The sequence below is a fragment of the Mesorhizobium sp. B263B2A genome (assembly GCF_020165775.1).
In the GTDB taxonomy this organism is placed as follows: Bacteria; Pseudomonadota; Alphaproteobacteria; order Rhizobiales; family Rhizobiaceae; genus Mesorhizobium; species Mesorhizobium opportunistum.
Genome location: NZ_JAIUIU010000019.1, coordinates 94,965 through 116,706, shown reverse-complemented (window position 1 = coordinate 116,706; position 21,742 = coordinate 94,965). Strand labels below are relative to the sequence as shown.

Sequence of the window (21,742 nt, the reverse complement as noted above, 5' to 3'; positions counted from 1 at the left end):
CTGGAATTGGGTTATTTCTTGGCGTTCTGGTTGGCCACCGGTTCGCCCTTGACGCGCACATCGGCGATCGTCGAACGCAGCGCCGTCACCTTGGTGCCGCCGCCGAGGTCGATCTCGAGCTCATTGTCGTCGATCACCTTCGTCACCTTGCCGACAAAACCGCCGCCGGTAACGACCGTGTCGCCGCGACGGACCGCCGCCAGCATCTCGCCGCGCTTCTTCAGCTGCGTGCGCTGCGGGCGGATGATCAGAAAATACATGATCACGAAAATCAGGACAAACGGCAAAATGCTGATGAACATATCGGGAGAGGCGCCGCCGATGCCTTGGGCGTATGCCGGTGTCACGAACATCGAGGTACTCCTGAATTTTGAAAACGGCCGCGAACGGCCCCCTTGAAATTTGGCCGGAATATAGTCGGTAAAGTTGTCAATGCAACTGCGCGGCCCGGCAAATCGGCTGCTTTTCCGGCCTGTTGAGCCGTGTTAGAGCATGATCGCGAAAAGCGCGAGCCGGTTTTCCGAAAAGATCACGCTCGAACAAAAGGTTGGAACCGGTTTCGAACCCGACGGATTCGAAAAGATCCCTCCCACCTGCCCCAGGAAACGAAGCAAAAGACCTGAAATGACCGACAGCACCATCGACGCCCTCAACAAGAAACTCGACAGGCTGATCGAGGCCGTCAGCCGCCTCGCCCCGCCGCCGGTGCCCCAAACCGACCTCGGCGAAGCCGACTGCTTCGTCTGGCAGGCCGATCCCGGCTATCTGGAGCCGGTGCGCAAGGTCAACCGCGTCGACATCGGCCTGATCCGCGGCGTTGACCGCGTCCGCGACATCCTGGTCGACAACACCGAGCGCTTCGCCGCCGGCCACCCTGCCAACAACGTGCTCTTGTGGGGCGCGCGCGGCATGGGCAAATCGTCGCTGGTCAAGGCCGTGCATGCGGAAATCAATGCCAAAGCCAAGTCCGACCTGCCGCTGAAGCTGATCGAGATCCACCGCGAGGACATCGACACGCTGCCGAAGCTGATGGGCTTGCTGAAGGCGGCTCCCTTCCGCTTCATCCTGTTTTGCGATGATCTGTCCTTCGACCATGACGACACGTCCTACAAGTCGCTGAAGGCAGCGCTCGAAGGCGGCGTCGAAGGCCGCCCGGCCAACGTCATCTTCTACGCCACCTCGAACCGTCGCCATCTGTTGCCGCGCGACATGATCGACAATGAGCGCTCGACCGCCATCAACCCGTCCGAGGCGGTCGAGGAAAAGGTCTCCCTGTCCGATCGTTTCGGCCTGTGGCTCGGCTTCCACAAATGCTCGCAGGACGAATATCTCGACATGATCAACGGCTATGCCAGCCATCACGGCCTCGACGTCGACCCCGAGCAGTTGCGCGCCGAGGCGCTGGAATGGGCAACGACCCGCGGCAGCCGCTCCGGCCGTGTCGCCTGGCAGTTCACGCAGGATCTGGCCGGCCGGCTGGGCAAGCCACTCAAGGATTGATGCGTTGGATTGCGTCGCCAACGCCATCTAACGTCAAGATCATTTGGGCGGCTGCGCCCGTCGCAAGTCGCGCGGCGTTTGACCAATCTCGCGGCGCATCCAATGCGCCAGGTGTGATTGGTGTGCGAAGCCCGTCAATTCCGCCACCTCGCTTGTGCTGAGATCGCCTCGCTGCAGCAGGATGCGCGCGCGTTCGACGCGACGTCGCAACACGTAGCGATGCAGGGTGACACCGGTCGCCACCTTGAACCATGTCCGCAAGTGCGAGCTGCTCGCGCCGGCAACCCGGCTTAGTCGATGGATCGAAAGGGGCTCGTGGAGAGCAGCCTCGATATGGTCCAGCACGCGCTTGAGCTGGGTATCCGACAACCGGTTCGTTCGACCGACATCAGGTTCATCGAGGCCAAGCAGCCTCACCGCGAGCGCTGCGCCGATGCTGTCGGCAAACAACGACCCGCTCGGCGACTTTGCATTGAGATCGCTCTCGAGCGCCCGGGCGAGGTGTTCGATGCGCTGGTCACGAAGCAGATGGCGCGTATCGAGCCGCAATGCCTGCACCTTACCCCCAAGTTCCGCCGCCACCCTTTCCAGCAAGGCTGGCTGCAAGGCGATCTCGATCGTGTCGAATGGGGTCTCAGCCTCGAAACCGCCCTCCTGTCCGGCGGGCACCAGGTCGATATCGCCGGCGCGCCTGACGAAATATCGTCGAACCTCATTGCAGTAGGAGCGCGTCGCGGCACTTGCATGCACCATGATGCGATGGTGTGGCGCCCGGGGCAGACGATGGACCCCGGCTTCCACATGCCGGGAGGCCATTGTTACATCGGACGGGGCCGGAATGACCTGCGGACGCATGCCCTCTCCATTCATGGCAAAACCTGTCCAAGACTTGGCAATTCCAGCGCGACTTTCAATGCCGTGGCTATGTACCTACGCCTCTCCATCAAACTTGGATGAGAGGTCATGCCATGAGTTTCTATGTTGTTGTCGGAGCAGGCCCGGTTGGTCGCGAGACCGCGCGCCTTCTGGGCGAAGAGGGACATGATGTTGTCTTGACGAGCCGAAGTGTCGGTTCGAACGCGCTGCAAAACGTTCGCACCGTGCAGTCCGACGCCACCGATGCCGCGCAACTATCGCGTATCGGCAGAAACGCCGACGCCATCTTCATGTGTGCCATGGCCACCTATCATCGATGGGCGACCGACTTTTTCCCGATCATCGACGGTACCGTGCGCGCCGCGGAAACAGTCGGCGCGAAGCTGGTCGTGCTCGGCAACCTTTACGGCTATGGGCAAAATGCCGGCAGCCCGCTTCGCTCCGACCTGTCCCTGGATCCGACTTCCAGGAAAGGAACCGCCAGGACGATCATGTGGCAGCGGGCGGTTCGTGCCGATGTGCCAGCGATCGAAGTGCGACCCAGCGACTACCTCGGACATGGCGCGATCAGCTATTTCTCACTGGTCGCCCTGCCCTCAATAATCGAGGAAAAACCTACCGCTTTCATCGGCGACCTCGACGCAACCCATGCCTGGACGTTCACCAAGGACGTCGCCAAGACGCTCGTCGCGGCTTCCCGCTACACGGGTGAATGGGACCGGGCATTTCATGTTCCCTCCCAACACGCCTCACCCCGGGAGCTCATCCATAAAACCGCGGCGATGCTCCGCCGGAATATTGTGGACACACGTTCCTATTCGATCCCCGAGATGGAAGCGTTGGGCATGCATGAACTCATCGAGATGAGCTACCTCTTCGAAAGCCCGTTGCTGGTCGATTTCTCCGACGCTGAGACGCTTCTCGGCGTGAAGGCGAGCAGCCTTGAGACGATGATCGCCGACACGCTGCGTGATCATCTTTGAGCCTTGAGAAGTAAGTTCTTGCAAACTGAAAAAGCCCGCTCCTTGCGGGGCGGGCTGAGCCGGCGGGCTGGACTGGAGGTCAGACGGCCCGCAAAATCGCTTTTTTTCTTCTATTCGAGATAGGTCGAGGGGTCGACCGGGGCCGAGTTCTTGCGCACCTCGAAGTGCAGCTTCGGCGAGTCCGTCGTGCCACTCATGCCAGACAGCGCGATTTCCTGTCCGCGCTTGACCTTCTGGCCGCGCTGCACCTCGATCGAACTGGCGTGGCCGTAGACGGTGACGAGGCCGTTCTCGTGGCGCACCAGCACCGTGTTGCCGAATTCCTTGAGGCCGTCGCCGGCGTAGATGACGACGCCGTTCTCGGCCGCCTTGATCGGCGTGCCCGAGGGCACGGCGATGTCGACCCCGTCCTTGCCGGATCCGAAACCGGAGATCACCCGGCCGCGTACTGGCCAACGCATCTTGCCTATGCCCGTGGCATCCGGCGCCACCGCGTCGTCGTCCTCGGCCTGCTGGATGACCTTCGCATCCTTCTTCGGCGGCGTGTAGGATGCCAGCGTTTCCGACGGCGTCGTCTTTGCCGCAGGCTGCGTCGTTGCCGTCGTCACCGGATCGACCTTCGCCGGCTTGACGCTGGCGACAGTCGCGGTTCCGCCGGCCGGCACCTTCAAGGTCTGGCCGATCTTGAGCAAGCCATCCTTCATGCCGTTGGCCTGCTTCAGCGCAACGACGCCGACACCGGTCTTCCTGGCAATCGACGACATCGTGTCACCCGACTGGACCGTATAGGTGCCAGCCGCACTCGTTGCCTTGGCCACCTGCGTCGGCTTTGGCTCCTTAGGCTGGCTTGCAGCGGCCGACGTGTCGACCTGAGCGGCAGCCTTTCCTTCTTTGAGCTTCGGCTGCTGCGGCAGCACTGCGACCTTGTCCGGCGCGGTGGCCGGCAGGTTATGCTTCCCGTCCTTCGCCGGCTTTGCGTCGGCGACCTTCGGCTCGGCCTTGCTCGAATAGGCATAGGCCGGGATGACGATCTTCTGGCCGCTCTTCAGCCCCTTGGTCGGGCTGAGGCCATTCACCTTCATGATGACATCGGCCGGCACCTTGTAATGCTCTGCCAGGCCGGAAATGGTCTCACCGTCCCTGACGACGATTTCGGTCGCGTGCGGCCTGCCCGCCTCCGCCACCTTCGGCGCATCGGGCTGCGCTTCCTTGAACGGCTTCGCGGCCGGCGCGACGGTGCCGGTTGTCGTCCTGTCGACATGAGGAGCCGGCCGGACCATGGCCGGCGCCGATGCGACACGCACCGGATTGGCGGCAGGCGCGAGCGCCGGCTCTGGCTGCGCCTGGGCTGTGGCGGGCGGCGGCAACGGCCGGCTCGAAACCGGATCGAGGCTGGAGCGGCTCACCGACTGCGTATGGCTGCCATCGAGCGGAGCGGCCGAGACGTCGCCCGGATAGGGCTGTACGGCATCCTGCTTGTTGATGATGGCGCGCTGATTGTTGGTCGAAGAGGTGAAGACGTCATCGACACTGTTGAACCGCGAGGCCTGGGAACTGCACCCTGCCGCCGCGCCTGCAATCATGAGAACAGCGCAGCCCCGCGCCAGATTGCGACTATTTGCCTTCAAAACACTGAATTGCATCGCACTAACCCGCACAAACGCTGAACCAACTGGACAGGATTAAAGCGCGTTAATGTTACTGGTCGGTTAACCCATTAGAATCCGACGAAAATTTTCTTAAAACATTTTCGAGTGCGCCGGAGGCGCTTTGAGATTCAGGTCAAGCCGAGTCGAAAATGGTTGATACCGAGAACCGGAGCGGAGCGTACGTCAGTACGCGAGCGCTGGAAGCGCGGATATCAGCTATTTGCAGGCCGGCCTCACCTGAATCTCAATGCGCCTAGATCACCGCGGCGACGCTGCGCAAGATCGGCTGCAGCCGCACCAGGCCGATATCCTCGCGCTCGAAACGGCTGCCGACCTTGGTCAGCTTGGCCAGCACCTGCTCGCCCTCCTCCGGGCCGATCGGTGCGATGACGATGCCGCCGCTCGACAATTGATCGAGCAGGAAGCGCGGCAGGCTGTCGAAGGCGGCCCAGGCGACGATGCGGTCGAATGGCCCTTCATTGGGCAAACCGCCGGAGCCGTCCGCCTGGCGGACAATGACATTGCCGATGCCGAGCGCCTCGAAACGTTGCCTCGCCTGTTCGACGAGCGTCTTGTAGCGGTCGACGGTGACGACCCGCGCTGCCAGCCGCGACATCACCGCCGCGGTATAGGCAGAGCCGGTTCCGATCTCGAGCACGCGGTTTCCCGCTTCGATGGCGAGTGCGGCGATCACCGCCGCTTGCATGTCCGCCCCTTCGATCGCCTCGCCGCATTCGATCGGCAGCATGCGGTCCGACCAGGCGATCTGATGAAACTGTGCCGCCAGGAAGCCACGCCGCGGCGTCGCCTCGAAAGCCGCAATCAGCGCCTTTGGCACCGTTCCCCTGCCGCGCAGGCGCAAAAGGAAAGCCGCAAATCCTTCGCGATCGTCGATTGGAAAGCCCTGGTTCATGCAAGCGCCTTGCTCAATTGGTCACGGATCTCATGCGCGGTGAGGTCGAGCTGCAACGGCGTCACCGACACCAGGCGGTTGCGCAGTGCGTAGAGATCGGTGCCTTGCTTGCCCTCGACCGGCTCGCGGCCGAAGCGCAGCCAATAGTAAGGCAGGCCGCGCCCGTCACGCCGCTCGTCGACCCAAAGGCTGTGCACGAGCTTGCCCTGCGAGGTGACCACGGTGCCTGCGACTTCCTCGGGAAGGCAGTTCGGAAAATTGACGTTGAGCAGCACGCCATCGGGCAGCGGCGTCGCGACAAGCTTCTTCAGCAGCGCCGGCGCCAGCGCCTCGGTGGTCTCATAGGGAACCACGCGATCCTCGCCGACTGTGCTGTAGCCCTGGCTGAGCGCGATCGAGCGGATGCCGAGCAGCGCGCCTTCCATGGCGCCTGCGACGGTTCCCGAATAAGTCACGTCGTCTGCGATGTTGGCGCCCGAATTGATGCCCGACAGGATCAGGTCGGGTGCGCCGGGCAGGATCTTCTTCACGCCCATGATGACGCAGTCTGTCGGCGTACCGCGAACGGCAAAATGCTTCTCGCCGATCTTGCGCAGCCGCAGTGGCTCCGAGATCGAGAGCGAATGCGCATAGCCGGACTGGTCCTGCTCCGGCGCCACCACCCAGATATCGTCGCAGAGCGTGCGGGCAACGCGTTCGAGCGACGCCAGGCCCTCGGCATGAATGCCGTCGTCATTGGTCAGAAGAATGCGCATTATTTCGATTCGATCTTTTCCAGACCGCCCATGTAAGGCCGCAGCACTTCAGGAATGGTTACGCTGCCATCCTCATTCTGATAGTTTTCGATGACAGCTATGAGAGCGCGGCCGACAGCGGTGCCCGAACCGTTCAGCGTATGGACGAAGCGGTTGCCCTTGCCGTCCTTGTCCTTGTAGCGAGCGTCCATGCGGCGCGCCTGGAAATCGCCGCAGACAGAGCAGGACGAGATTTCGCGATAGGCGTTCTGGCCGGGCAGCCAGACCTCGATGTCATAGGTCTTGCGCGCGCCAAAACCCATGTCGCCGGTGCACAGCACCATGGTCCGGAACGGCAGGCCGAGCCGCTTCAGCACTTCCTCGGCGCATTGCGTCATCCGCTCATGCTCGGCGAGCGACGATTCCTGATCGGTGATCGAGACCAGCTCGACCTTGTAGAACTGGTGCTGGCGCAGCATGCCGCGCGTGTCGCGCCCGGCCGACCCTGCTTCCGAGCGGAAGCACGGCGTCAGCGCCGTATAGCGCAGCGGCAGCTTTTCATGCGCGGTGATTTCCTCGCGCACCAGATTTGTGAGCGGCACTTCGGCGGTGGGGATCAGATACCTTCGCTCACGATCATTATAGAAAAGCCTTACCAACCTAGCGAGACCTTCGGTGGAGGCCTTCTGATCATTTTCTGAACGGTCAGCCTGAGTGATTTGCAGGCTGGGCTGAAGGAAGGCCGACACCTTGTCTCTAAAATTAAGCAGCCCTGTTGCGATATCTCGCGATTGCACCTCTTTTGGAATACCCGTTGAGAAAAGGTCCTCCTCAAATTTCGGCAATTGTCCGGTGCCGAACATCACGTCGTCCTTAACCATCAACGGCGGCTGGATTTCCTCATAGCCGTGCTCATTGGTGTGCAGGTCGAGCATGAACTGGCCGATCGCGCGCTCCATCCGCGCCAACCCGCCCTTCAGCACGGTGAAGCGTGAGCCCGACAGTTTTGCCGCGCGCTCGAAATCCATCATGCCGAGCGCTTCGCCGATCTCGAAATGCTCCTTCACCCAGTTCCGGCGCGTCGGCACTTCGCCGACGATATGCTTGACCACATTGTCGTGCTCGTCCTTGCCGATCGGCACGTCGTCGAACGGCACATTGGGCAGCACGGCAAGCGCGTCGTTCAGGGCCTTGTCGAGCTCGCGTTCGCGCGCCTCGCCATTCTGGATGAAGGTCTTGATCTCGCCGACTTCGGCTTTCAGCCTTTCCGCAAGGGCCGCATCGCCCGAACGCATGGCGTTGCCGATCTCCTTCGAGGCGGCGTTGCGGCGCTCCTGACTGGTCTGCAGCTCGGTGACATGCTCGCGCCGCGCCTCGTCCATGGCGATCAATTCATCAACCGTGGACTGCGCCTCAGCCGCCGACCACGAGCGCTTGACCAGCGCCTCGACAAGGGCCTTCGGGTTGTCGCGAATCCATTTGATGTCAAGCATGGTTTATCCGTCCTCAGCTATGCGAGAGGGCGTAAACCGCATCCTTGATTGATGCAAGATAGAGCGGGCAGCGACTGTCTATTTCCAGCGCTGCCTGTTGTCTTACGAAGCAGCCGGCGCTGGAGGCTCGTCCGGCGCTTTATCCGCCACGGTCTCGCCGGCTTCCTGCTTCTCGCGCGCCACCCGCTGCTTTTCCTGATCCCGTTCGATCCACCGCGCGGCCCAGATCGAGACCTCGTAGAGAAGGATGGTCGGAATGGCCAAGCCGATCTGGCTCATCGGATCCGGCGGTGTCAGCACGGCGGCAACGATGAAGGCGATGACGATCGCCCATTTGCGTTTTTCCGCCAGCGCCTTGGACGACAGCATGCCGACGCGCGTCATCAGGCTGGTCACCACCGGCAACTGGAACACCAGGCCGAAGGAAAAAATCAGCGTCATGATGAGGCTGAGATACTCCGACACTTTCGGCAGGAGTGAGATTTGCACCTGATCGTCGGTGCCAGCCTGCTGCATGGCGAGGAAGAACCACATCACCATCGGCGTGAAGAAGAAATAGACCAGCGAGGCACCCATCAGGAACAGAATGGGCGACGCGATCAGGAACGGCAGGAACGCGTTGCGCTCGTTCTTGTAGAGGCCGGGCGCGATGAATTTGTAGATCTGCGTGGCGATCAGCGGAAAGGCGATGACCATGCCGCCGAACATGGCGAGCTTGACCTGCGTGAAGAAGAATTCCTGCGGCGCGGTGTAGATCAGTTCGACCTTGTGCGGATCGAGCCCCGCCCATTTCGTCGCCCACTTGAACGGGACGACCAGAAGGTTGAACAGCCTCTTGGCGAAGAAGAAGCAGACCAGGAAGGCGACGAAGAAGCCACCGAGCGACCAGATCAGCCGCCGGCGCAGTTCGATGAGATGCTCCATCAGTGGAGCGGACGATTTTTCGATCTCGTCCTTTTCCTTGTCCGAAACGCTCACTTGGCGGCTCCCGCCGTCTTTTTGGCTGCCGGCTTCTTCACTGGCGCAAGTTTCGGTTCGGCCTTCGCCGCGGTCTTAGCAGCAATCGTCTTGGCAGCAATCGTCTTGGCCTCAGCAGGCTTCGCCGCTTCAGGCTTTGGCGCAGGCGCGGTCTTCGCTTTCGCAGGCGCAGAAGCTTTTGCCGCCGACGCTTTTGCAACCGGCCCAGCCTTTACCGGCGCAGCTTTGGTCGCCCTCTTCGCCGCGGGCGCCTTGGGCGCCGCACTCGATGACGGCGCTACCACCGATTCATCGGTCATTGCCGGGAAAGTCGCCGGCGCGACCTCCGCGCCGCCAGGCATGGTTGTCGCGCCATTCTTCAATGGCTCGGCCGCCACGGGTGTAGAGGGTGCGGGCGTTGCCGGATCAGGGGCCGGCTTCGGCTTCATCGCCGCGTCGACACCGGCGCGCACATCGGCTGCTGCCTGCTCGAAGGGATTGAGCTGCTTCTTGATCTCGGCAACGGGGCTGAGGCCCCTGAGCTCGTCGACCGACTTCTTGACGTCGTCGAGCTCTGCTTCCTTCAGCGCTTCGTTGAACTGCTTCTGAAAATCGGCGGCCATGGCGCGCAGCTTCGCCGTCGTGCGGCCAAAGGTACGCAGCATGTTGGGCAAATCCTTCGGTCCGACGACCACGATCATGACGATCGCGATCACCAGCATTTCGGTCCAGCCGACTTCAAACATGGCAATCTGTTCCGACTAGAACTTTCTGGCTCAGCTCTTGCTGGCTTTTTCCTTCACGGCCGAAACGGTCTCGTCGGCACGGTGTTCGACGGTGCGCTTGTCTTCGGCGACATCGTCATCCGCCATGCCCTTTTTGAAGCTCTTGATGCCTTTGGCCATGTCACCCATCAGCTCGGGGATCTTGCCGCGGCCGAACACCAGAAGCACGATGACCAGCACGATCATCCAGTGCCAAATCGAAAATGAACCCATAGCAAATCTCTCTCGAATGGTTTCCCTGGCGATGATCTATGCGTTTTCGCGTTGGGATTCAAACACAACTGCGACAGAGTTTATGAAAGGGTGGCGGTTGTCACGCATTTTCAGTGTGATGGCCCGCTACGAATCCGCGCATGTACAGTCTGCCAGCTGCTTTTGAAACAGGTTTCGCGGTCAATCTTCCGTGACGCGCGGCGTCAACAGGCCGAGTTCCTCGAGATCGATGTCGGTCAGCGGATCCTCGTCCTCGGTCAGCGCATCCGGGTCGGCCGGCGGCTGCGGAATGGAGAAATTAGACGGCATGCGGCCCGAAAGCAGGCCGGCGCCCTTCAATTCTTCCATGCCGGGAAGATCACGGATTTCCTCGAGCGCGAAATGGTCGAGGAAGGTTTCGGTGGTGCCGTAGGTGACCGGACGGCCGGGCGTCTTGCGGCGGCCGCGCATGCGCACCCATTCCGTCTCGAGCAGCGTGTCGAGCGTGCCTTTCGAGGTCTCGACACCGCGGATGTCCTCGATCTCGGCGCGCGTCACCGGCTGGTGATAAGCGATGATCGCCAGCACTTCGAGCGCCGCCCGCGACAGTTTGCGCTGCTGCACCGTATCGCGGCTCATCAGGAAGGCCAGGTCGCCGGCGGTGCGGAACGCCCAGCCATCGCCGACGCGCACCAGATTGACGCCGCGCCGGGCGTAGATCTGCTGCAGCTCGGTCATCGCGAGGGCGACGTTGATGCCGTCGGGAAGGCGCGCGGCAAGCTGCTTTTCGCTGACGGGTTCGGCGCTGGCGAACACGATCGCCTCGGCCATACGCACGGCCTCCGCCATATGCAGCCGCTCGGCCGGATTCTGGACCTGCTCGGCGCCCTCTTCGGCAACAAGCTCCTGCTCCGGCTCATCTTCGACCTTGAACGGGATCACGGAAGCATTGGCGCGTTCGCTCATGTTGCCACCTCGACTGCCTTGATCGGTTGCACCCGGCCGCGCAGATAGATCGGTGCGAACGTCTGATCCTGACGAACGTCCATCGTGCCGTCACGCACCAGTTCCAATGTTGCCGCAAAGGAACTGGCGATCGCCGTGCGCCTTTCCTCGGGGCTGGTCATGTACACGATCAGGAAACTTTCCAGCGTCGTCCAGTCGCTAACAGCCCCGACTAGGCGGGTCAGGACGTCGCGCGCGTCCTTGAGCGACCAGACGCCACGCCTGGCGATCGTCACATTGTTGATTGCCTGCTTCTGCCGCTGCTGGGCATAGGCGGTCAAGAGATCGTAGAGCGACGCCGAATAGGCGTTGCGCTTCTCGATGATGACCATTTCGGGCATGCCGCGCGCGAACACGTCGCGGCCGAGCCGGTTGCGGTTGACCAGGCGCGCCGCAGCGTCGCGCATGGCTTCCAGGCGCTTCAGCCGGAACTGCAGCACCGCTGCCAGCTCTTCGCCGCTTTCGCCCTCTTCGCCCGGTTGCTTAGGGATCAACAGCTTCGACTTGAGGAAGGCGAGCCATGCCGCCATCACCAGATAGTCGGCGGCAAGCTCCAGCCGCAGCGTCCTCGCCGTCTCGACAAAGGCCAGATACTGCTCGACCAGCGCCAGGATCGAGATGCGCGCCAGATCGACCTTCTGGGTGCGGGCAAGGTGCAGGAGAAGGTCGAGCGGACCTTCGAAGCCGGCCACGTCGACGACCAGCGACGGGTCGCCCGTCAGCCGTGAATCGTCGTTCTCGGCCCACAGGCGGTCCATCGGTGCGGCCTTCGCGGCCTTGCCTTCCAATGTTTCCGCCACTGCCCCGTCACTTCCTTTCAGCTAGGCCACCGCATCGAAATAGGTGGCGAATTCGGCGCGTATCTCGGTTTCTTCGGCCGCGTCGCGTTTCTCTATATAGGTCATCGCGCGCTTTGCACGCTCAAGCGACTTGCCCTCAAGCCCCTTGGTCCGCGACGCGATGCCCGCCATCTCCTCGAAAACGCCGTTGCAGTGAAGGACCAGATCGCAGCCCGCCGCAAGGATCGAGGCCGCCTTTGTCGGGAAATCCCCAGAAAGTGCCTTCATCGAGGTGTCGTCGCTCATCAGGAGCCCATCAAAGCCGATCTCGCGGCGGATGATCTCGTCGATGACCTTGCCGGACGTCGTCGCCGGGTTGTTGGGATCGATGGCGCTGTAGACGACATGAGCCGTCATCGCCATCGGCAGATGGTTGAGTTCCCGGAACGGAGCAAAGTCATGCCGCTGCAGATCACCGAGCGAGGCGTTGACGACGGGCAGCTCGAAATGCGTGTCGGCGAAGGCCCTGCCATGGCCCGGAATGTGTTTCATCACCGGCAGCACGCCGCCCGACATCAGGCCTTCGGCAGCGGCGCGGCCGAGTTCGATGACCGCGCGCGGCTCCTTGCCGTAGGCGCGCGCGCCGATGACGTCGCTGGCGCCCTCGATCGGCACGTCGAGCACCGGCAGGCAATCCGCCGTGACGCCGTAGCGCAGCAAGTCGAAGGCGTGCAGGCGCGCCATCAGCCAGGCCGCGCGAGCGCCGGCGTCGTGATCGTCGCACCACAGCGCGCCAAGCGCGCCGCCCGCCGGATAGTTCGGCGCCAGCGGCGGCCGCAGGCGCTGCACCCGGCCACCTTCCTGGTCGATGAACACCAGCGCATCGGGACGCCCGATGCAGTCGCGCATCTCGGCGACCAGATCGCGGATCTGCTCGGTCTCGCCGATGTTGCGGGCAAACAGGATGAAGGCCCACGGGCATTCATTGCGATAGAAATTGATTTCTTCGCGGGTGAGCGATTTCCCGGCACAGCCGAGGATCATGGATTTTGATTCGGTCATGTCTGGAGTCTAGGGCTTCGCGCGACGAAAGGGAATCGTCCCGGGATCACAGCCGCCCGGCGCCAACGGCTTCCACATGAAAAAATGAAAAGCCGGCGCGGTCTAAGGCCGCGCCGGCTTGATTGGTTGACCGGTGACTAGAGCGGTTCACCGTTTCACGGAAACGGCAAACCGCTCTAACTCTTGGTTTTGACGCAATTCCGAACGGAAAATCGCTTCACGCTTTTCCTGGAATTGCTCTAGCGCGACACGAAGCAGTTGCCGCCGGCAGCCTTGTAGTTGGTGCACAGGTTGATGGCATCGTTGCGCGACTGAGCCACGACGCGAACGCGGTAGAACGTGCCCTTGCCGGCGATCTCGGCCTTGACGATGTTGGCTTTGCGGCCGGAAAGCACGCTGGCGTAACGACGCTGCAGATCCTGGTAACTCGACTGGGCGCTTTCCACCGTCGGCTGCGAAGCAACCTGCATCGACCACGAACCGCCACCGGTTGCCGTCGTTGCCGGATCGATGGAGGCGACCTGATCGGGCTTGACCTCGCCGACGACGTCGACCGGCTGGTCTGACGGACGCTGTGGCGCGATCGCAACCTTGGCCGGAGTATTGGCTGACTGCGTATTGGCTGACTGGGCCTTTTCCGGTTTGGCTGCCGGCTTGAGGGCCGGCGCGTCGTCCGACTGTGCGGCGACGGGCGCCACGGTGCCGGTCTGGTCGGCATCGGACTGGGCCGCAGGGGCGACATGCTGCGGCGCCGGATCGGCCGGTTCGGTGACGGCCACCTGCGGTGCGGCCGGTGCCGGGTCCTCGCGCGGCACCAGCGAGCCGTCCGACTTGACGACCATGGTCCTCACCTTGCGCGGCGCAACGGCGACGACATCGGCGTTGGTGCCCTTCTCGGCATCCTGCAGCACCTGCGCGATGCGATCCTCGGACTTGGGTGCCGGCGCTACGTTGTCGGCTGGCGCCGCATCGCCGGTCGGCGCTGCATTGGCAGTCGCCGGCGCGGCATTGGCGGTCGTCTGCGCGGCGTTGTTGTCGCCCGTTTCGCCGGCGGCAGCGTTCTGGTCAGCCGCAGCGTTCTGGTCGGGGGAAAGATCGACGGCGCGTGCCGGGTCCTTCGCCTGCACATCCACCGGTTCCTCGACGTCGGTGACAAGCTTCTGCTGAACCGGCTCGGCCGGTTTCGCGCCCTTGACCACCGCGTCATAAACCTTGTTGTCCTGGTTCGGCACCACGGTGCCGCCCGGATTCTCAGGCTTGACCTTGATCGGCGAATTGTCGGCCTTGACGATCACCGGAGCTTCGCTCCCGCCCTTGCCACCCAAAGACAGCGCAAAGGCTCCAAGGCCGCCTGCAACCGCCACCGCACCGACAATCGCCGCGATGAACAGGCCGCGACGCCCCGACGACTTGGCCGCCTCGCGTTCGCCCAGACCCGGAACGGACATCGCCTCGTCGAGTTCCGGATCGTAGTCGAGTTCGTCGACGGTGAAATCGTCCGCCTGCGAAACCGGCTGGCTGCCTGGCAGGCTGTCGAGGTCGAAGCCGTCAGCGGCATCGGCATAACTTGCGGTCGTCGCCGCACGGGCCGGCATTTCCGCCGGTCGCGCCGCATAGGTCCGCGCTTCCGGCTGATAGGCCGGCTTGGGCTCTTCATAGGCCGGATTGAGCCCACCAGGGTTGAAACCGGCATTGTAGGATTCATCGGCATACGAAGCGCTGCCGGCGGAAGCCGGCGCGACCTCGACCGAATTCATCTCGGTCAAAAGGCTGGCGAACTCAGCATCGAGATCGTCATAGCCGGCCGTCGTCGGCGCATCTTCCTCGAAGTGCAGCTCCGGAATGTCGAGATCGTCAGCCAGCGCCACGACGCGCTCGGGCACATCGACCGTTTCGACATCGGGCATCTCGTCGTAGCGCGGGGACTGCGGCGCCGGCGGTGCCGAGACTGGGGTTGCGTAGGCAGCAGCCGCAGCCGGCTCGGCCGCACGGTAGGACGGCACAGATGCCACCGCTGGGGCTGCTTCCGGTGTGGCGGTCCTGGCCGCCATCGAAGCGGACGGCTGCGCGGCAAACGCCGGCGGCTGGGGAACCGGCGTCACGCGGCTCCACGAGCGGGCTGGCTCCGTCGGCGTGGAACGTTCCGCCAGCCAATCGAGAGAATCATCCCGATCCTGCGGGGAAGCGGTCCCATCACGTGGATCGAGGCTGTTGGCCAAGGCGGCGTCGAATGCATCATTGTCGAAATCGACGTCGACCTCGGCGGCATCCGAGCCGTGATCCCCGAGTTCATCGAACAGCATATCGTCGAGATCGACATCGGCGGCCTGGGCGGCATGCGCCTCTTCGGACGCCGACTCATCGAGATCCCAGTCGAGGTCGCCAGCAAGGTCGGCGGGCTCGTCGGCAACCGTCTCTGGTGCGGCAGCAGGCTGGGCGGGAGCAGCGGAAGGCTGGGCCTGGGCCACAAAGGGCTGAGCCATGACGGGCTCTTCCTTGACCGCCGGAGCCGTGCGCTGGGTCATGGCACCCAGCAGCGCGTTCAACTCGTCTTCCAGGCTTCGTTCATTGGCGGCAGGGGCCGTCACGGTTGCGGCGGGCGCCACCAGCCAGGCGGGAGTGGCCGCGGCCTCGGCAACGACGGGCTCTTCGGCAGGCTCGGCAACGCCATCGTCCAAGCTCAGATCGAATGCATCATCCGGCCCGGCTTCAGGGCTTGAAAATTCGCCAGTATCCACGGCATCGGCGCGCACTTCGTCTGCTTCCGCCTGATTGAAGGCCACCCGCTCATCCGCTGGAACGTCAAAATCCACATCGGCCATGGCGTCGTCGAAACGGTCCTCGAAATCCTCGTCGGAAATCGCCTGGTCCTGGTCCTGGGCGGCCGCCACCGGCTCTGGGTATTCCACCGTGGTCGCAGCCGCATCACGCTGATCCATTGGATGGTCGTCGAGCATCAATTCGTCTTCGAGTGAAATCGCGGCTTCGTCGTCGAATTCAGGATCGGAGGCGGCCTCGACAGCGACCGGCACTTCGGCAACCGCGTGCTGGGGCTCGGCGACTTCGTCCTCGATGCGGAAATCCCGATCGAGCGACGCGGCAAGCTCGTCCTCCATCGGCACGTCGTCTTCGAAGGGGGAAACGTCTTCGAGCGAACTGGCGACGGCATTATCGAAATCGGCGTCGAAAGCAGGTTCGACGGCTGGTGCGGATTCGGCAGCGCTCGGGTTCCCATGGCTGGCGACGGACGCCTGCTCATCGGCAGCCGTGAAGTCCAGGTGGAAATCGTCGTCGAGCGAAAGCGCAAGATCATCGTCCGCGCGAAGATCGTCATCCGTCCCTTCATGAGCGGAAGCCGTTTCGAATGCCGGCTCATGAGCTTCGACACCCGGAGCGGCGTCGCTGTCGCCAGCGTCGAACTCGCCCATCAGTTCCTTTTCGAGGTCGATATCGAAGTCGCCCTCATCCGCCGGCTGACTGACGACGTCGGCTTTCGGCTTGACCGGCTGGCGCGGGTCGAATCCCATGATCCTGGTCAGTTCCGCGAACGGATCATCGTCGGCGATGTCGTTGTTGTCGGCTACTCTCAGCTGGGTTCTGTCTGCCATTATTGTTCCCGAACTCGCACTCAGTCGGACGCCATGGACGTCGCGCAGGGTTGGCCCTTACCAGCGCAATGTGGGCAAAAGGTGACAGGTTTTTTAGTCAAACCTAACGCATTTCGGTGGGCGCAGCGGCTCCGATCAGCGTCAGGCCGGACGTCAGAACGTCCGAAACAGCCTGCACCAGCCCTAGTCTGGCATGCGTCAATTCTCGGTCGTTAACCTTAACAAAACGTAAGTCCGGATTATCCGTGCCACGGTTCCAGTGTCCGTGGAAACTGGAAGCGAGATCGTAGAGGTAGAATGCCAGCCTATGCGGCTCCAGCGCAAGCGCGGCGGACTCGATGAGACGCGGATATTCGGCGAGCTTGCGGATCAGGCCGATCTCGCCCTCATCGGTCAGCGACGTCACCGCCGCCACAAGGCTGTTGCGGTCGAAATTCGCCTCCCCCAACTGCTCGCTCGCCTGCCGGAACACCGAATGGCAGCGCGCCGAGGCGTACTGCACATAAAACACCGGATTGTCCTTGGACTGCTCGGTCACCTTGGCGAAGTCGAAATCGAGCGGCGCATCGTTCTTGCGGTAGAGCATCATGAAGCGGATCGGGTCGCGCCCGACTTCCTCCACCACTTCGCGCAACGTCACGAAATCGCCGGAGCGCTTCGACATGCGAACCGGCTCGCCATCGCGAAACAGCTTGACCAGGTTGCACAGCAGCACGGTGAGCTTGACGTCGTCGCCGGCAATTGCCCGCGCCAGTGCCTCCAGCCGCTTGACGTAGCCGCCATGGTCGGCGCCGAGCACATAGATCAGGTCGACGAACCCGCGATCGACCTTGTCCTTCAGGTAGGCGACGTCGGCGGCGAAATAGGTGAATGAGCCGTCGGACTTGACCAGAGCCCGATCCATGTCGTCGCCGACCGCGGTCGAGCGGAACAGCGTCTGCTCACGGTCTTCCCAGTCGTCCGGCTTCTCGCCCTTGGGCGGCGGCAGCTTGCCCTTGTAGATATGGCCCTTCAGCGTCAGGTCGTTGATCGCCGACCGGATCTTCCTGGCATTGTCGGCATGCAGCGTGCGCTCGGAGAAGAACACGTCGTGATGCACGTTGAGCAACGCCAGATCCTCGCGGATCATCGCCATCATCGCATCGATGGTCCGGTCCTTGACGATGGCCAGCGCCTCGTCATCCGGCATCTGCAGCAAGGAGCGTCCAAATTCCTTGACCAGGGCCTCGCCGACGGGGACGAGGTAGTCTCCGGGGTAGAGCCCTGGCGGAATCTCGCCGATGTCCTCGCCGAGCGCCTCGCTATAGCGCAGGAAGGCCGAGCGTCCGAGCACGTCGATCTGCGAGCCCGCATCGTTGATGACATATTCCTTGGTCACGTCGTAACCGGCAAAGGCCATGATATTGGCGAGCGCGTCACCGACAACCGCGCCCCGGCAATGGCCGACATGCATCGGCCCGGTCGGGTTGGCCGAGACATATTCGACATTGGTTTTCCGGCCGGCGCCGATCGTCGAGCGGCCATAGTTGCGCCCCTCGCCCAGAAGTGCCGACAGATGCGCCTGCCAGAAGCCGTCCTTGAGCCGGAGGTTGACGAAGCCCGGGCCGGCGACCTCGGCGGCGGCGACATCCACGTCATCCCGCAGCGCCAGCGCCAGCCTGTCGGCCAGCACGCGCGGGTTCTGCCCCGTAGGTTTGGCCAGCACCATTGCAGCGTTGGTCGCAAGGTCGCCATGGCTGGCGTCGCGCGGCGGCTCGACTGCGATGCGCGACAGATCGGGCGAAACGCCGTCTTTGTCTTTCAGATCAAGCGCTTCGACAGCCTTTATGACTCGCGCGGTGAAATCGGCGAAGATGTTCATGGGTATTGCTCTGGCGGCTTTATGGCGAATCCGGCTCGTTGGCCGGCAAAATCGAGCCCGCCCTAGCTCAAATCCGGGGTGCGGTCAAACAAACGCCGGTGTTCCTTCAGCGCGTAAGTGTCGGTCATCCCGGCCAGAAAGTCGGCCACGCTGCGGGCCTTGATGCGATCTTCAGCCCGGTCCAACCCCTCGCGCCAGCCATCCGGCATGGCGCGCGGGTCGGCGAAATAGACGTCGAACAGGTCCCTGACGATCTGCTCGGCATCGCCGCGCACCCGCATGACTTCCTTGTGGCGGTAGAGGTGCTTGTAGAGGAAAGCCTTCAGTTCCTTCTCGACCGCTGCCATCTCGGCGGAAAAGGTCACCATCGTCTCGCCCGCCGCCCTCACCGCATCGGCGCTCTGCGGCCTGACGCGCTCCAGATTGGCTGTCGTCGACATGATCACGTCCTCGACCATGGCGGTGATCTGCCGCCGCATCAGCTCATGGCCGGTGCGAACGTCATCGAGCCTTGGATAGCGCTCGCGTACACTCTTCAGGATCGTTCCCGGCAGCGAGACAGTCTTCAGCATGTCCAGCGTCAGCAGCCCTGACCTCAACCCGTCGTCGATATCGTGGTTGTTGTAGGCGATGTCGTCGGCGATCGCGGCACACTGCGCCTCGATGCCGGCGAACCGGTCAAGTTCGAGGTCCTGCAACTGCGAGTAATCGCGGATTGCCTGCGGCACGGCTCCTTTCAGGCCCTTGCCGCTGCCGTCGGTCAGCGGGCCATTGTGCTTGACCAGCCCTTCCAGCGTTTCCCAGGTCAGGTTCAGCCCGTCGAATTCAGCGTATCGCGCCTCAAGCCTGGTCACGATGCGCAGCGATTGCGCGTTGTGGTCGAAGCCGCCCCATTGGGCCATCTTCTCGTTCAGCGCGTCCTCGCCGGTGTGGCCGAAGGGCGTGTGGCCGAAATCATGCACCAGCGCCACCGCCTCGGCCAGATCCTCGTCGCCGCGCAGAGCCCGCGCCAGGGCACGCGCGATCTGCGCCACCTCGATCGAATGGGTCAGCCTCGTGCGGTAGTGGTCGCCTTCATGGGCGATGAAGACCTGCGTCTTGTGCTTCAGCCGCCGGAACGCCGTCGAATGGATGATGCGGTCGCGGTCGCGCTGGAACGGCGTGCGGGTCGGGCTCTCGACCTCGTCGAACAGCCGGCCGCGCGAGCGCGCCGGATCCGTGGCATAGGCCGCGCGCGGCCGATAGCCGAATCCGATGTCGCCCAACTCGTTGGTCATGGCTGATGCTGCCGCGGTTGACTTGATCTAGTTGACTTGGCCCCTCTCGCTTCATACCTATCATGTGAAACCGAAAGCAAGGTGACGCCCATGGGCGCTGATGCCAAGACTGCCATGAAAGTCGACATGACCGAGGCCGCCGCCAGGCGGATCGCCAAGATCGTTTCTGGCGAAACCGGCAAGACGGCGCTGCGCGTTTCCGTCGAAGGCGGCGGCTGCTCGGGTTTTTCCTACAAGTTCGACCTGGTCGACACGCGCAATGACGACGATGTCGCCATCGAGAAGGACGGCGCCACGGTGCTGATCGACGATTTGTCGCTGGTCTATATGGGCGGCTCGGTGATCGACTTCGTCGACGATCTGATGGGCCAATCCTTCCAGATCAAGAACCCGAACGCGGTCGCCTCCTGCGGCTGCGGCACCAGTTTCTCCATCTAGCGGCATTGCGATGCCTGCCATCGGCGCGGTCCGTCAGGTCGCGCTGTCGGCCGGACGCGACCTTGATTCGACGCTGGCCTTCTGGCGCGATGTGCTTGGTATGGGCGTTCACGCCCGCTACGATCCCCCGGGTATCGCCTTCATCATGGCGGGCGATGTGCGCCTGCTGTTCACCGACGGCGTTCCGGCCGGCACCGTCTATCTCGACATTGCCGGCCTCGAACCTTTCCATGCCCAGGCGAAGGCCGCGGGCGTTCCCTTCACCGCACCGCCGACGCTGGTGCATCACGATACCGAAGGCCAGTTCGGTCCAGCGGGAGAAAGCGAGTGGATGGCCTTTATAAAAGATCCTGCTGGCAATACGATCGGCCTCGTCGAACGCCATCCGCCGCAGGAAGAATAGACCGTCATGAAAATCGTCACCTGGAATATCAACGGCGTTCGCGCCCGCATCGGCAACCTCACCCATTGGCTGACCGAGAGCGCGCCCGATATCGTTTGCCTGCAGGAAATCAAGACGGTCGACGACCAATTCCCGCGTGCCGAGATCGAGGCGCTGGGCTACAATGTCGAAACCCATGGCCAAAAAGGCTTCAATGGCGTGGCGCTGCTGTCGAAGCTGCGCTTCGACGAGGTCACCAAGGGCCTGCCCGGCGACGATGCCGACGAACAGGCGCGCTTCATCGAGGGCGTGTTCTCGACCGACAAGGGCGCCCTTCGGGTCGCCTCGCTCTATCTGCCGAACGGCAATCCGATCGATGACGAGAAGAAATTTCCCTACAAGCTGTCCTGGATGGCGCGGCTGGAGCGCTGGGCCGAAGAGCGCCTGAGGCTGGAAGAGGCGCTGGTGCTGGCTGGCGATTACAACGTCATTCCCGAGCCGATCGACGCGCGGTTTCCGGAGAACTGGCTGGGCGACGCGCTGTTCCAGCCGCAGACGCGGCAAGCGTTCCGGCGGCTGCTCAACCTCGGCTTCACCGAGGCGGTGCGTGCGGTCACCGATGCGCCGGACACCTACACCTTCTGGGATTATCAGGCCGGCGCCTGGCAGAAGAACAACGGCATCCGCATCGACCATCTGCTGCTGTCGCCGGAAGCCGCCAACCGATTCTCGTCCGCCTCGATCGAAAAACATGTGCGCGCCTGGGAAAAGCCGTCCGACCATGTGCCGGTGGCGATCGACCTCGCCTTGTTGCCGGCCTGACGGAGAAGCGCCCCCGGGCCAGATGACACAGCCGAGCTGGACCTCATGTCGCCACATTCAGGCGCATGATGGGAGATCATCATGGCGGCTGGGGTTCCCATGAGCATTCGATTTGTTGTTTGTCCGATCGGCTTGGCATTTGCCACCGCCGCTATGGTGCCGGCTTTCGCCGCCCCGGAATGTCTTGCCAATGGCAAATCCTATCCGGTTGGTCAGGTCGCCTGCCTGACCGTTGCCGACCAGAGCCATCTGGCTCGCTGTGAGATGGTGCTCAACAACACATCCTGGACGAAGGTCGGCGACAACTGCCCCGAAAACACCATGGCGCCACACCTGCACGTCACCCCGATCTCGACGCCCGCGCCAAGCATGGTGCCGACGGAACCCACCGAGAACTGATTTTCCCGTTGTCTGATCCCCCTTTGG

21 protein-coding genes are annotated in these 21,742 nt (G+C 62.9%); 6 read left to right on the top strand and 15 right to left on the bottom strand.

Translation table 11 applies throughout. From position 1 onward, the window contains the following. Window positions 1–11: 11 nt before the first annotated feature. A complete protein-coding gene (gene yajC, locus LB568_RS25480; protein ID WP_010909882.1) occupies window positions 12–353 on the bottom strand; it encodes a preprotein translocase subunit YajC in 342 nt (113 codons plus the stop codon). Window positions 354–624: 271 nt separating this feature from the next. Here yajC and LB568_RS25475 point away from each other — a divergent pair, with 271 nt between their 5' ends. Continuing rightward, entirely contained in the window at window positions 625–1,500 is an 876-nt protein-coding gene (locus tag LB568_RS25475; protein WP_224731566.1) for an ATP-binding protein, read from the top strand. 39 nt (window positions 1,501–1,539) lie between these two features. Here the strand turns inward: LB568_RS25475 and LB568_RS25470 are convergent, their stop codons facing one another. Then, a complete protein-coding gene (locus LB568_RS25470; protein WP_224731565.1) occupies window positions 1,540–2,355 on the bottom strand; it encodes an AraC family transcriptional regulator in 816 nt (271 codons plus the stop codon). Window positions 2,356–2,468: 113 nt separating this feature from the next. On the opposite strand from LB568_RS25470, the gene LB568_RS25465 reads away from it, so the two are divergent. Beyond that, window positions 2,469–3,359 (top strand): NAD-dependent epimerase/dehydratase family protein, encoded by an 891-nt coding sequence (locus tag LB568_RS25465; RefSeq protein WP_224731564.1) that lies wholly within the window; start codon window positions 2,469–2,471, stop codon window positions 3,357–3,359. A gap of 110 nt (window positions 3,360–3,469) precedes the next feature. On the opposite strand, the gene LB568_RS25460 is transcribed toward LB568_RS25465, so the two are convergent. The 13 genes from LB568_RS25460 to LB568_RS25400 form a co-directional block, all read right to left on the bottom strand. After that, complete coding sequence (locus tag LB568_RS25460; protein WP_224731563.1) at window positions 3,470–5,002, bottom strand: peptidoglycan DD-metalloendopeptidase family protein; 1,533 nt, start codon at window positions 5,000–5,002, stop codon at window positions 3,470–3,472. A 259-nt stretch (window positions 5,003–5,261) separates the two neighbouring features. Then, window positions 5,262–5,921: a protein-L-isoaspartate(D-aspartate) O-methyltransferase gene (locus LB568_RS25455; protein ID WP_013895107.1), complete on the bottom strand. Its 660-nt coding sequence runs from the start codon at window positions 5,919–5,921 to the stop codon at window positions 5,262–5,264. Further along, a complete protein-coding gene (surE, locus tag LB568_RS25450; protein ID WP_224731562.1) occupies window positions 5,918–6,676 on the bottom strand; it encodes a 5'/3'-nucleotidase SurE in 759 nt (252 codons plus the stop codon). The genes LB568_RS25455 and surE overlap by 4 nt, the downstream gene beginning before the upstream one ends. Then, a complete protein-coding gene (gene serS, locus LB568_RS25445; RefSeq protein WP_224731561.1) occupies window positions 6,676–8,148 on the bottom strand; it encodes a serine--tRNA ligase in 1,473 nt (490 codons plus the stop codon). The genes surE and serS overlap by 1 nt, the downstream gene beginning before the upstream one ends. A gap of 102 nt (window positions 8,149–8,250) precedes the next feature. Further along, on the bottom strand, window positions 8,251–9,126 hold the full coding sequence (tatC, locus tag LB568_RS25440) for a twin-arginine translocase subunit TatC (RefSeq protein ID WP_013895104.1): 876 nt from the start codon (window positions 9,124–9,126) through the stop codon (window positions 8,251–8,253). After that, the gene (tatB, locus tag LB568_RS25435) at window positions 9,123–9,851 is read right to left on the bottom strand and encodes a Sec-independent protein translocase protein TatB (RefSeq protein ID WP_224731560.1); all 729 of its coding nucleotides are present in this window, start codon (window positions 9,849–9,851) and stop codon (window positions 9,123–9,125) included. Before tatB ends, tatC begins: the two co-directional genes overlap by 4 nt. Window positions 9,852–9,881: 30 nt before the next feature. Beyond that, entirely contained in the window at window positions 9,882–10,103 is a 222-nt protein-coding gene (locus LB568_RS25430; protein WP_013895102.1) for a twin-arginine translocase TatA/TatE family subunit, read from the bottom strand. A 180-nt stretch (window positions 10,104–10,283) separates the two neighbouring features. After that, window positions 10,284–11,048, bottom strand: coding sequence for an SMC-Scp complex subunit ScpB (scpB, locus tag LB568_RS25425; protein ID WP_140573794.1), 765 nt, complete (start codon window positions 11,046–11,048; stop codon window positions 10,284–10,286). After that, window positions 11,045–11,845 (bottom strand): segregation and condensation protein A, encoded by an 801-nt coding sequence (locus LB568_RS25420; RefSeq protein ID WP_140573952.1) that lies wholly within the window; start codon window positions 11,843–11,845, stop codon window positions 11,045–11,047. The genes scpB and LB568_RS25420 overlap by 4 nt, the downstream gene beginning before the upstream one ends. Before the next feature lie 63 nt (window positions 11,846–11,908). After that, on the bottom strand, window positions 11,909–12,928 hold the full coding sequence (gene nagZ, locus LB568_RS25415) for a beta-N-acetylhexosaminidase (RefSeq protein ID WP_224731559.1): 1,020 nt from the start codon (window positions 12,926–12,928) through the stop codon (window positions 11,909–11,911). A 239-nt stretch (window positions 12,929–13,167) separates the two neighbouring features. Further along, the gene (locus LB568_RS25410) at window positions 13,168–16,536 is read right to left on the bottom strand and encodes an SPOR domain-containing protein (RefSeq protein ID WP_013895098.1); all 3,369 of its coding nucleotides are present in this window, start codon (window positions 16,534–16,536) and stop codon (window positions 13,168–13,170) included. A 103-nt stretch (window positions 16,537–16,639) separates the two neighbouring features. Then, the gene (argS, locus tag LB568_RS25405) at window positions 16,640–18,397 is read right to left on the bottom strand and encodes an arginine--tRNA ligase (protein ID WP_023778721.1); all 1,758 of its coding nucleotides are present in this window, start codon (window positions 18,395–18,397) and stop codon (window positions 16,640–16,642) included. 62 nt (window positions 18,398–18,459) lie between these two features. Continuing rightward, window positions 18,460–19,674 carry a deoxyguanosinetriphosphate triphosphohydrolase gene (locus LB568_RS25400; RefSeq protein ID WP_140573800.1) on the bottom strand — a complete coding sequence of 405 codons (1,215 nt, stop codon included), beginning with the start codon at window positions 19,672–19,674 and terminating at the stop codon, window positions 18,460–18,462. A 90-nt stretch (window positions 19,675–19,764) separates the two neighbouring features. On the opposite strand from LB568_RS25400, the gene erpA reads away from it, so the two are divergent. The 4 genes from erpA to LB568_RS25380 all read left to right on the top strand — a co-directional run bounded on the left by erpA (window position 19,765) and on the right by LB568_RS25380 (window position 21,715). Beyond that, window positions 19,765–20,112 carry an iron-sulfur cluster insertion protein ErpA gene (gene erpA / locus LB568_RS25395; RefSeq protein ID WP_224731558.1) on the top strand — a complete coding sequence of 116 codons (348 nt, stop codon included), beginning with the start codon at window positions 19,765–19,767 and terminating at the stop codon, window positions 20,110–20,112. Between the two features lie 10 nt (window positions 20,113–20,122). Next, window positions 20,123–20,515, top strand: coding sequence for a VOC family protein (locus LB568_RS25390; RefSeq protein WP_013895094.1), 393 nt, complete (start codon window positions 20,123–20,125; stop codon window positions 20,513–20,515). Window positions 20,516–20,521: 6 nt separating this feature from the next. Beyond that, window positions 20,522–21,316, top strand: coding sequence for an exodeoxyribonuclease III (gene xth, locus LB568_RS25385; RefSeq protein ID WP_013895093.1), 795 nt, complete (start codon window positions 20,522–20,524; stop codon window positions 21,314–21,316). Between the two features lie 81 nt (window positions 21,317–21,397). After that, on the top strand, window positions 21,398–21,715 hold the full coding sequence (locus tag LB568_RS25380; protein ID WP_013895092.1) for a hypothetical protein: 318 nt from the start codon (window positions 21,398–21,400) through the stop codon (window positions 21,713–21,715). Window positions 21,716–21,742: the final 27 nt, after the last annotated feature.

Coding starts and splice junctions, on each gene's coding strand:
- yajC (WP_010909882.1), bottom strand. CDS start 353: ATGTTCGTGACACCGGCATACGCCCAAGGCATCGGCGGCGCCTCTCCC.
- LB568_RS25475 (WP_224731566.1), top strand. CDS start 625: ATGACCGACAGCACCATCGACGCCCTCAACAAGAAACTCGACAGGCTG.
- LB568_RS25470 (WP_224731565.1), bottom strand. CDS start 2,355: ATGCGTCCGCAGGTCATTCCGGCCCCGTCCGATGTAACAATGGCCTCC.
- LB568_RS25465 (WP_224731564.1), top strand. CDS start 2,469: ATGAGTTTCTATGTTGTTGTCGGAGCAGGCCCGGTTGGTCGCGAGACC.
- LB568_RS25460 (WP_224731563.1), bottom strand. CDS start 5,002: ATGCAATTCAGTGTTTTGAAGGCAAATAGTCGCAATCTGGCGCGGGGC.
- LB568_RS25455 (WP_013895107.1), bottom strand. CDS start 5,921: ATGAACCAGGGCTTTCCAATCGACGATCGCGAAGGATTTGCGGCTTTC.
- surE (WP_224731562.1), bottom strand. CDS start 6,676: ATGCGCATTCTTCTGACCAATGACGACGGCATTCATGCCGAGGGCCTG.
- serS (WP_224731561.1), bottom strand. CDS start 8,148: ATGCTTGACATCAAATGGATTCGCGACAACCCGAAGGCCCTTGTCGAG.
- tatB (WP_224731560.1), bottom strand. CDS start 9,851: ATGTTTGAAGTCGGCTGGACCGAAATGCTGGTGATCGCGATCGTCATG.
- LB568_RS25430 (WP_013895102.1), bottom strand. CDS start 10,103: ATGGGTTCATTTTCGATTTGGCACTGGATGATCGTGCTGGTCATCGTG.
- scpB (WP_140573794.1), bottom strand. CDS start 11,048: ATGAGCGAACGCGCCAATGCTTCCGTGATCCCGTTCAAGGTCGAAGAT.
- LB568_RS25420 (WP_140573952.1), bottom strand. CDS start 11,845: ATGGACCGCCTGTGGGCCGAGAACGACGATTCACGGCTGACGGGCGAC.
- nagZ (WP_224731559.1), bottom strand. CDS start 12,928: ATGACCGAATCAAAATCCATGATCCTCGGCTGTGCCGGGAAATCGCTC.
- LB568_RS25410 (WP_013895098.1), bottom strand. CDS start 16,536: ATGGCAGACAGAACCCAGCTGAGAGTAGCCGACAACAACGACATCGCC.
- argS (WP_023778721.1), bottom strand. CDS start 18,397: ATGAACATCTTCGCCGATTTCACCGCGCGAGTCATAAAGGCTGTCGAA.
- LB568_RS25400 (WP_140573800.1), bottom strand. CDS start 19,674: ATGACCAACGAGTTGGGCGACATCGGATTCGGCTATCGGCCGCGCGCG.
- erpA (WP_224731558.1), top strand. CDS start 19,765: ATGGGCGCTGATGCCAAGACTGCCATGAAAGTCGACATGACCGAGGCC.
- LB568_RS25390 (WP_013895094.1), top strand. CDS start 20,123: ATGCCTGCCATCGGCGCGGTCCGTCAGGTCGCGCTGTCGGCCGGACGC.
- xth (WP_013895093.1), top strand. CDS start 20,522: ATGAAAATCGTCACCTGGAATATCAACGGCGTTCGCGCCCGCATCGGC.
- LB568_RS25380 (WP_013895092.1), top strand. CDS start 21,398: ATGGCGGCTGGGGTTCCCATGAGCATTCGATTTGTTGTTTGTCCGATC.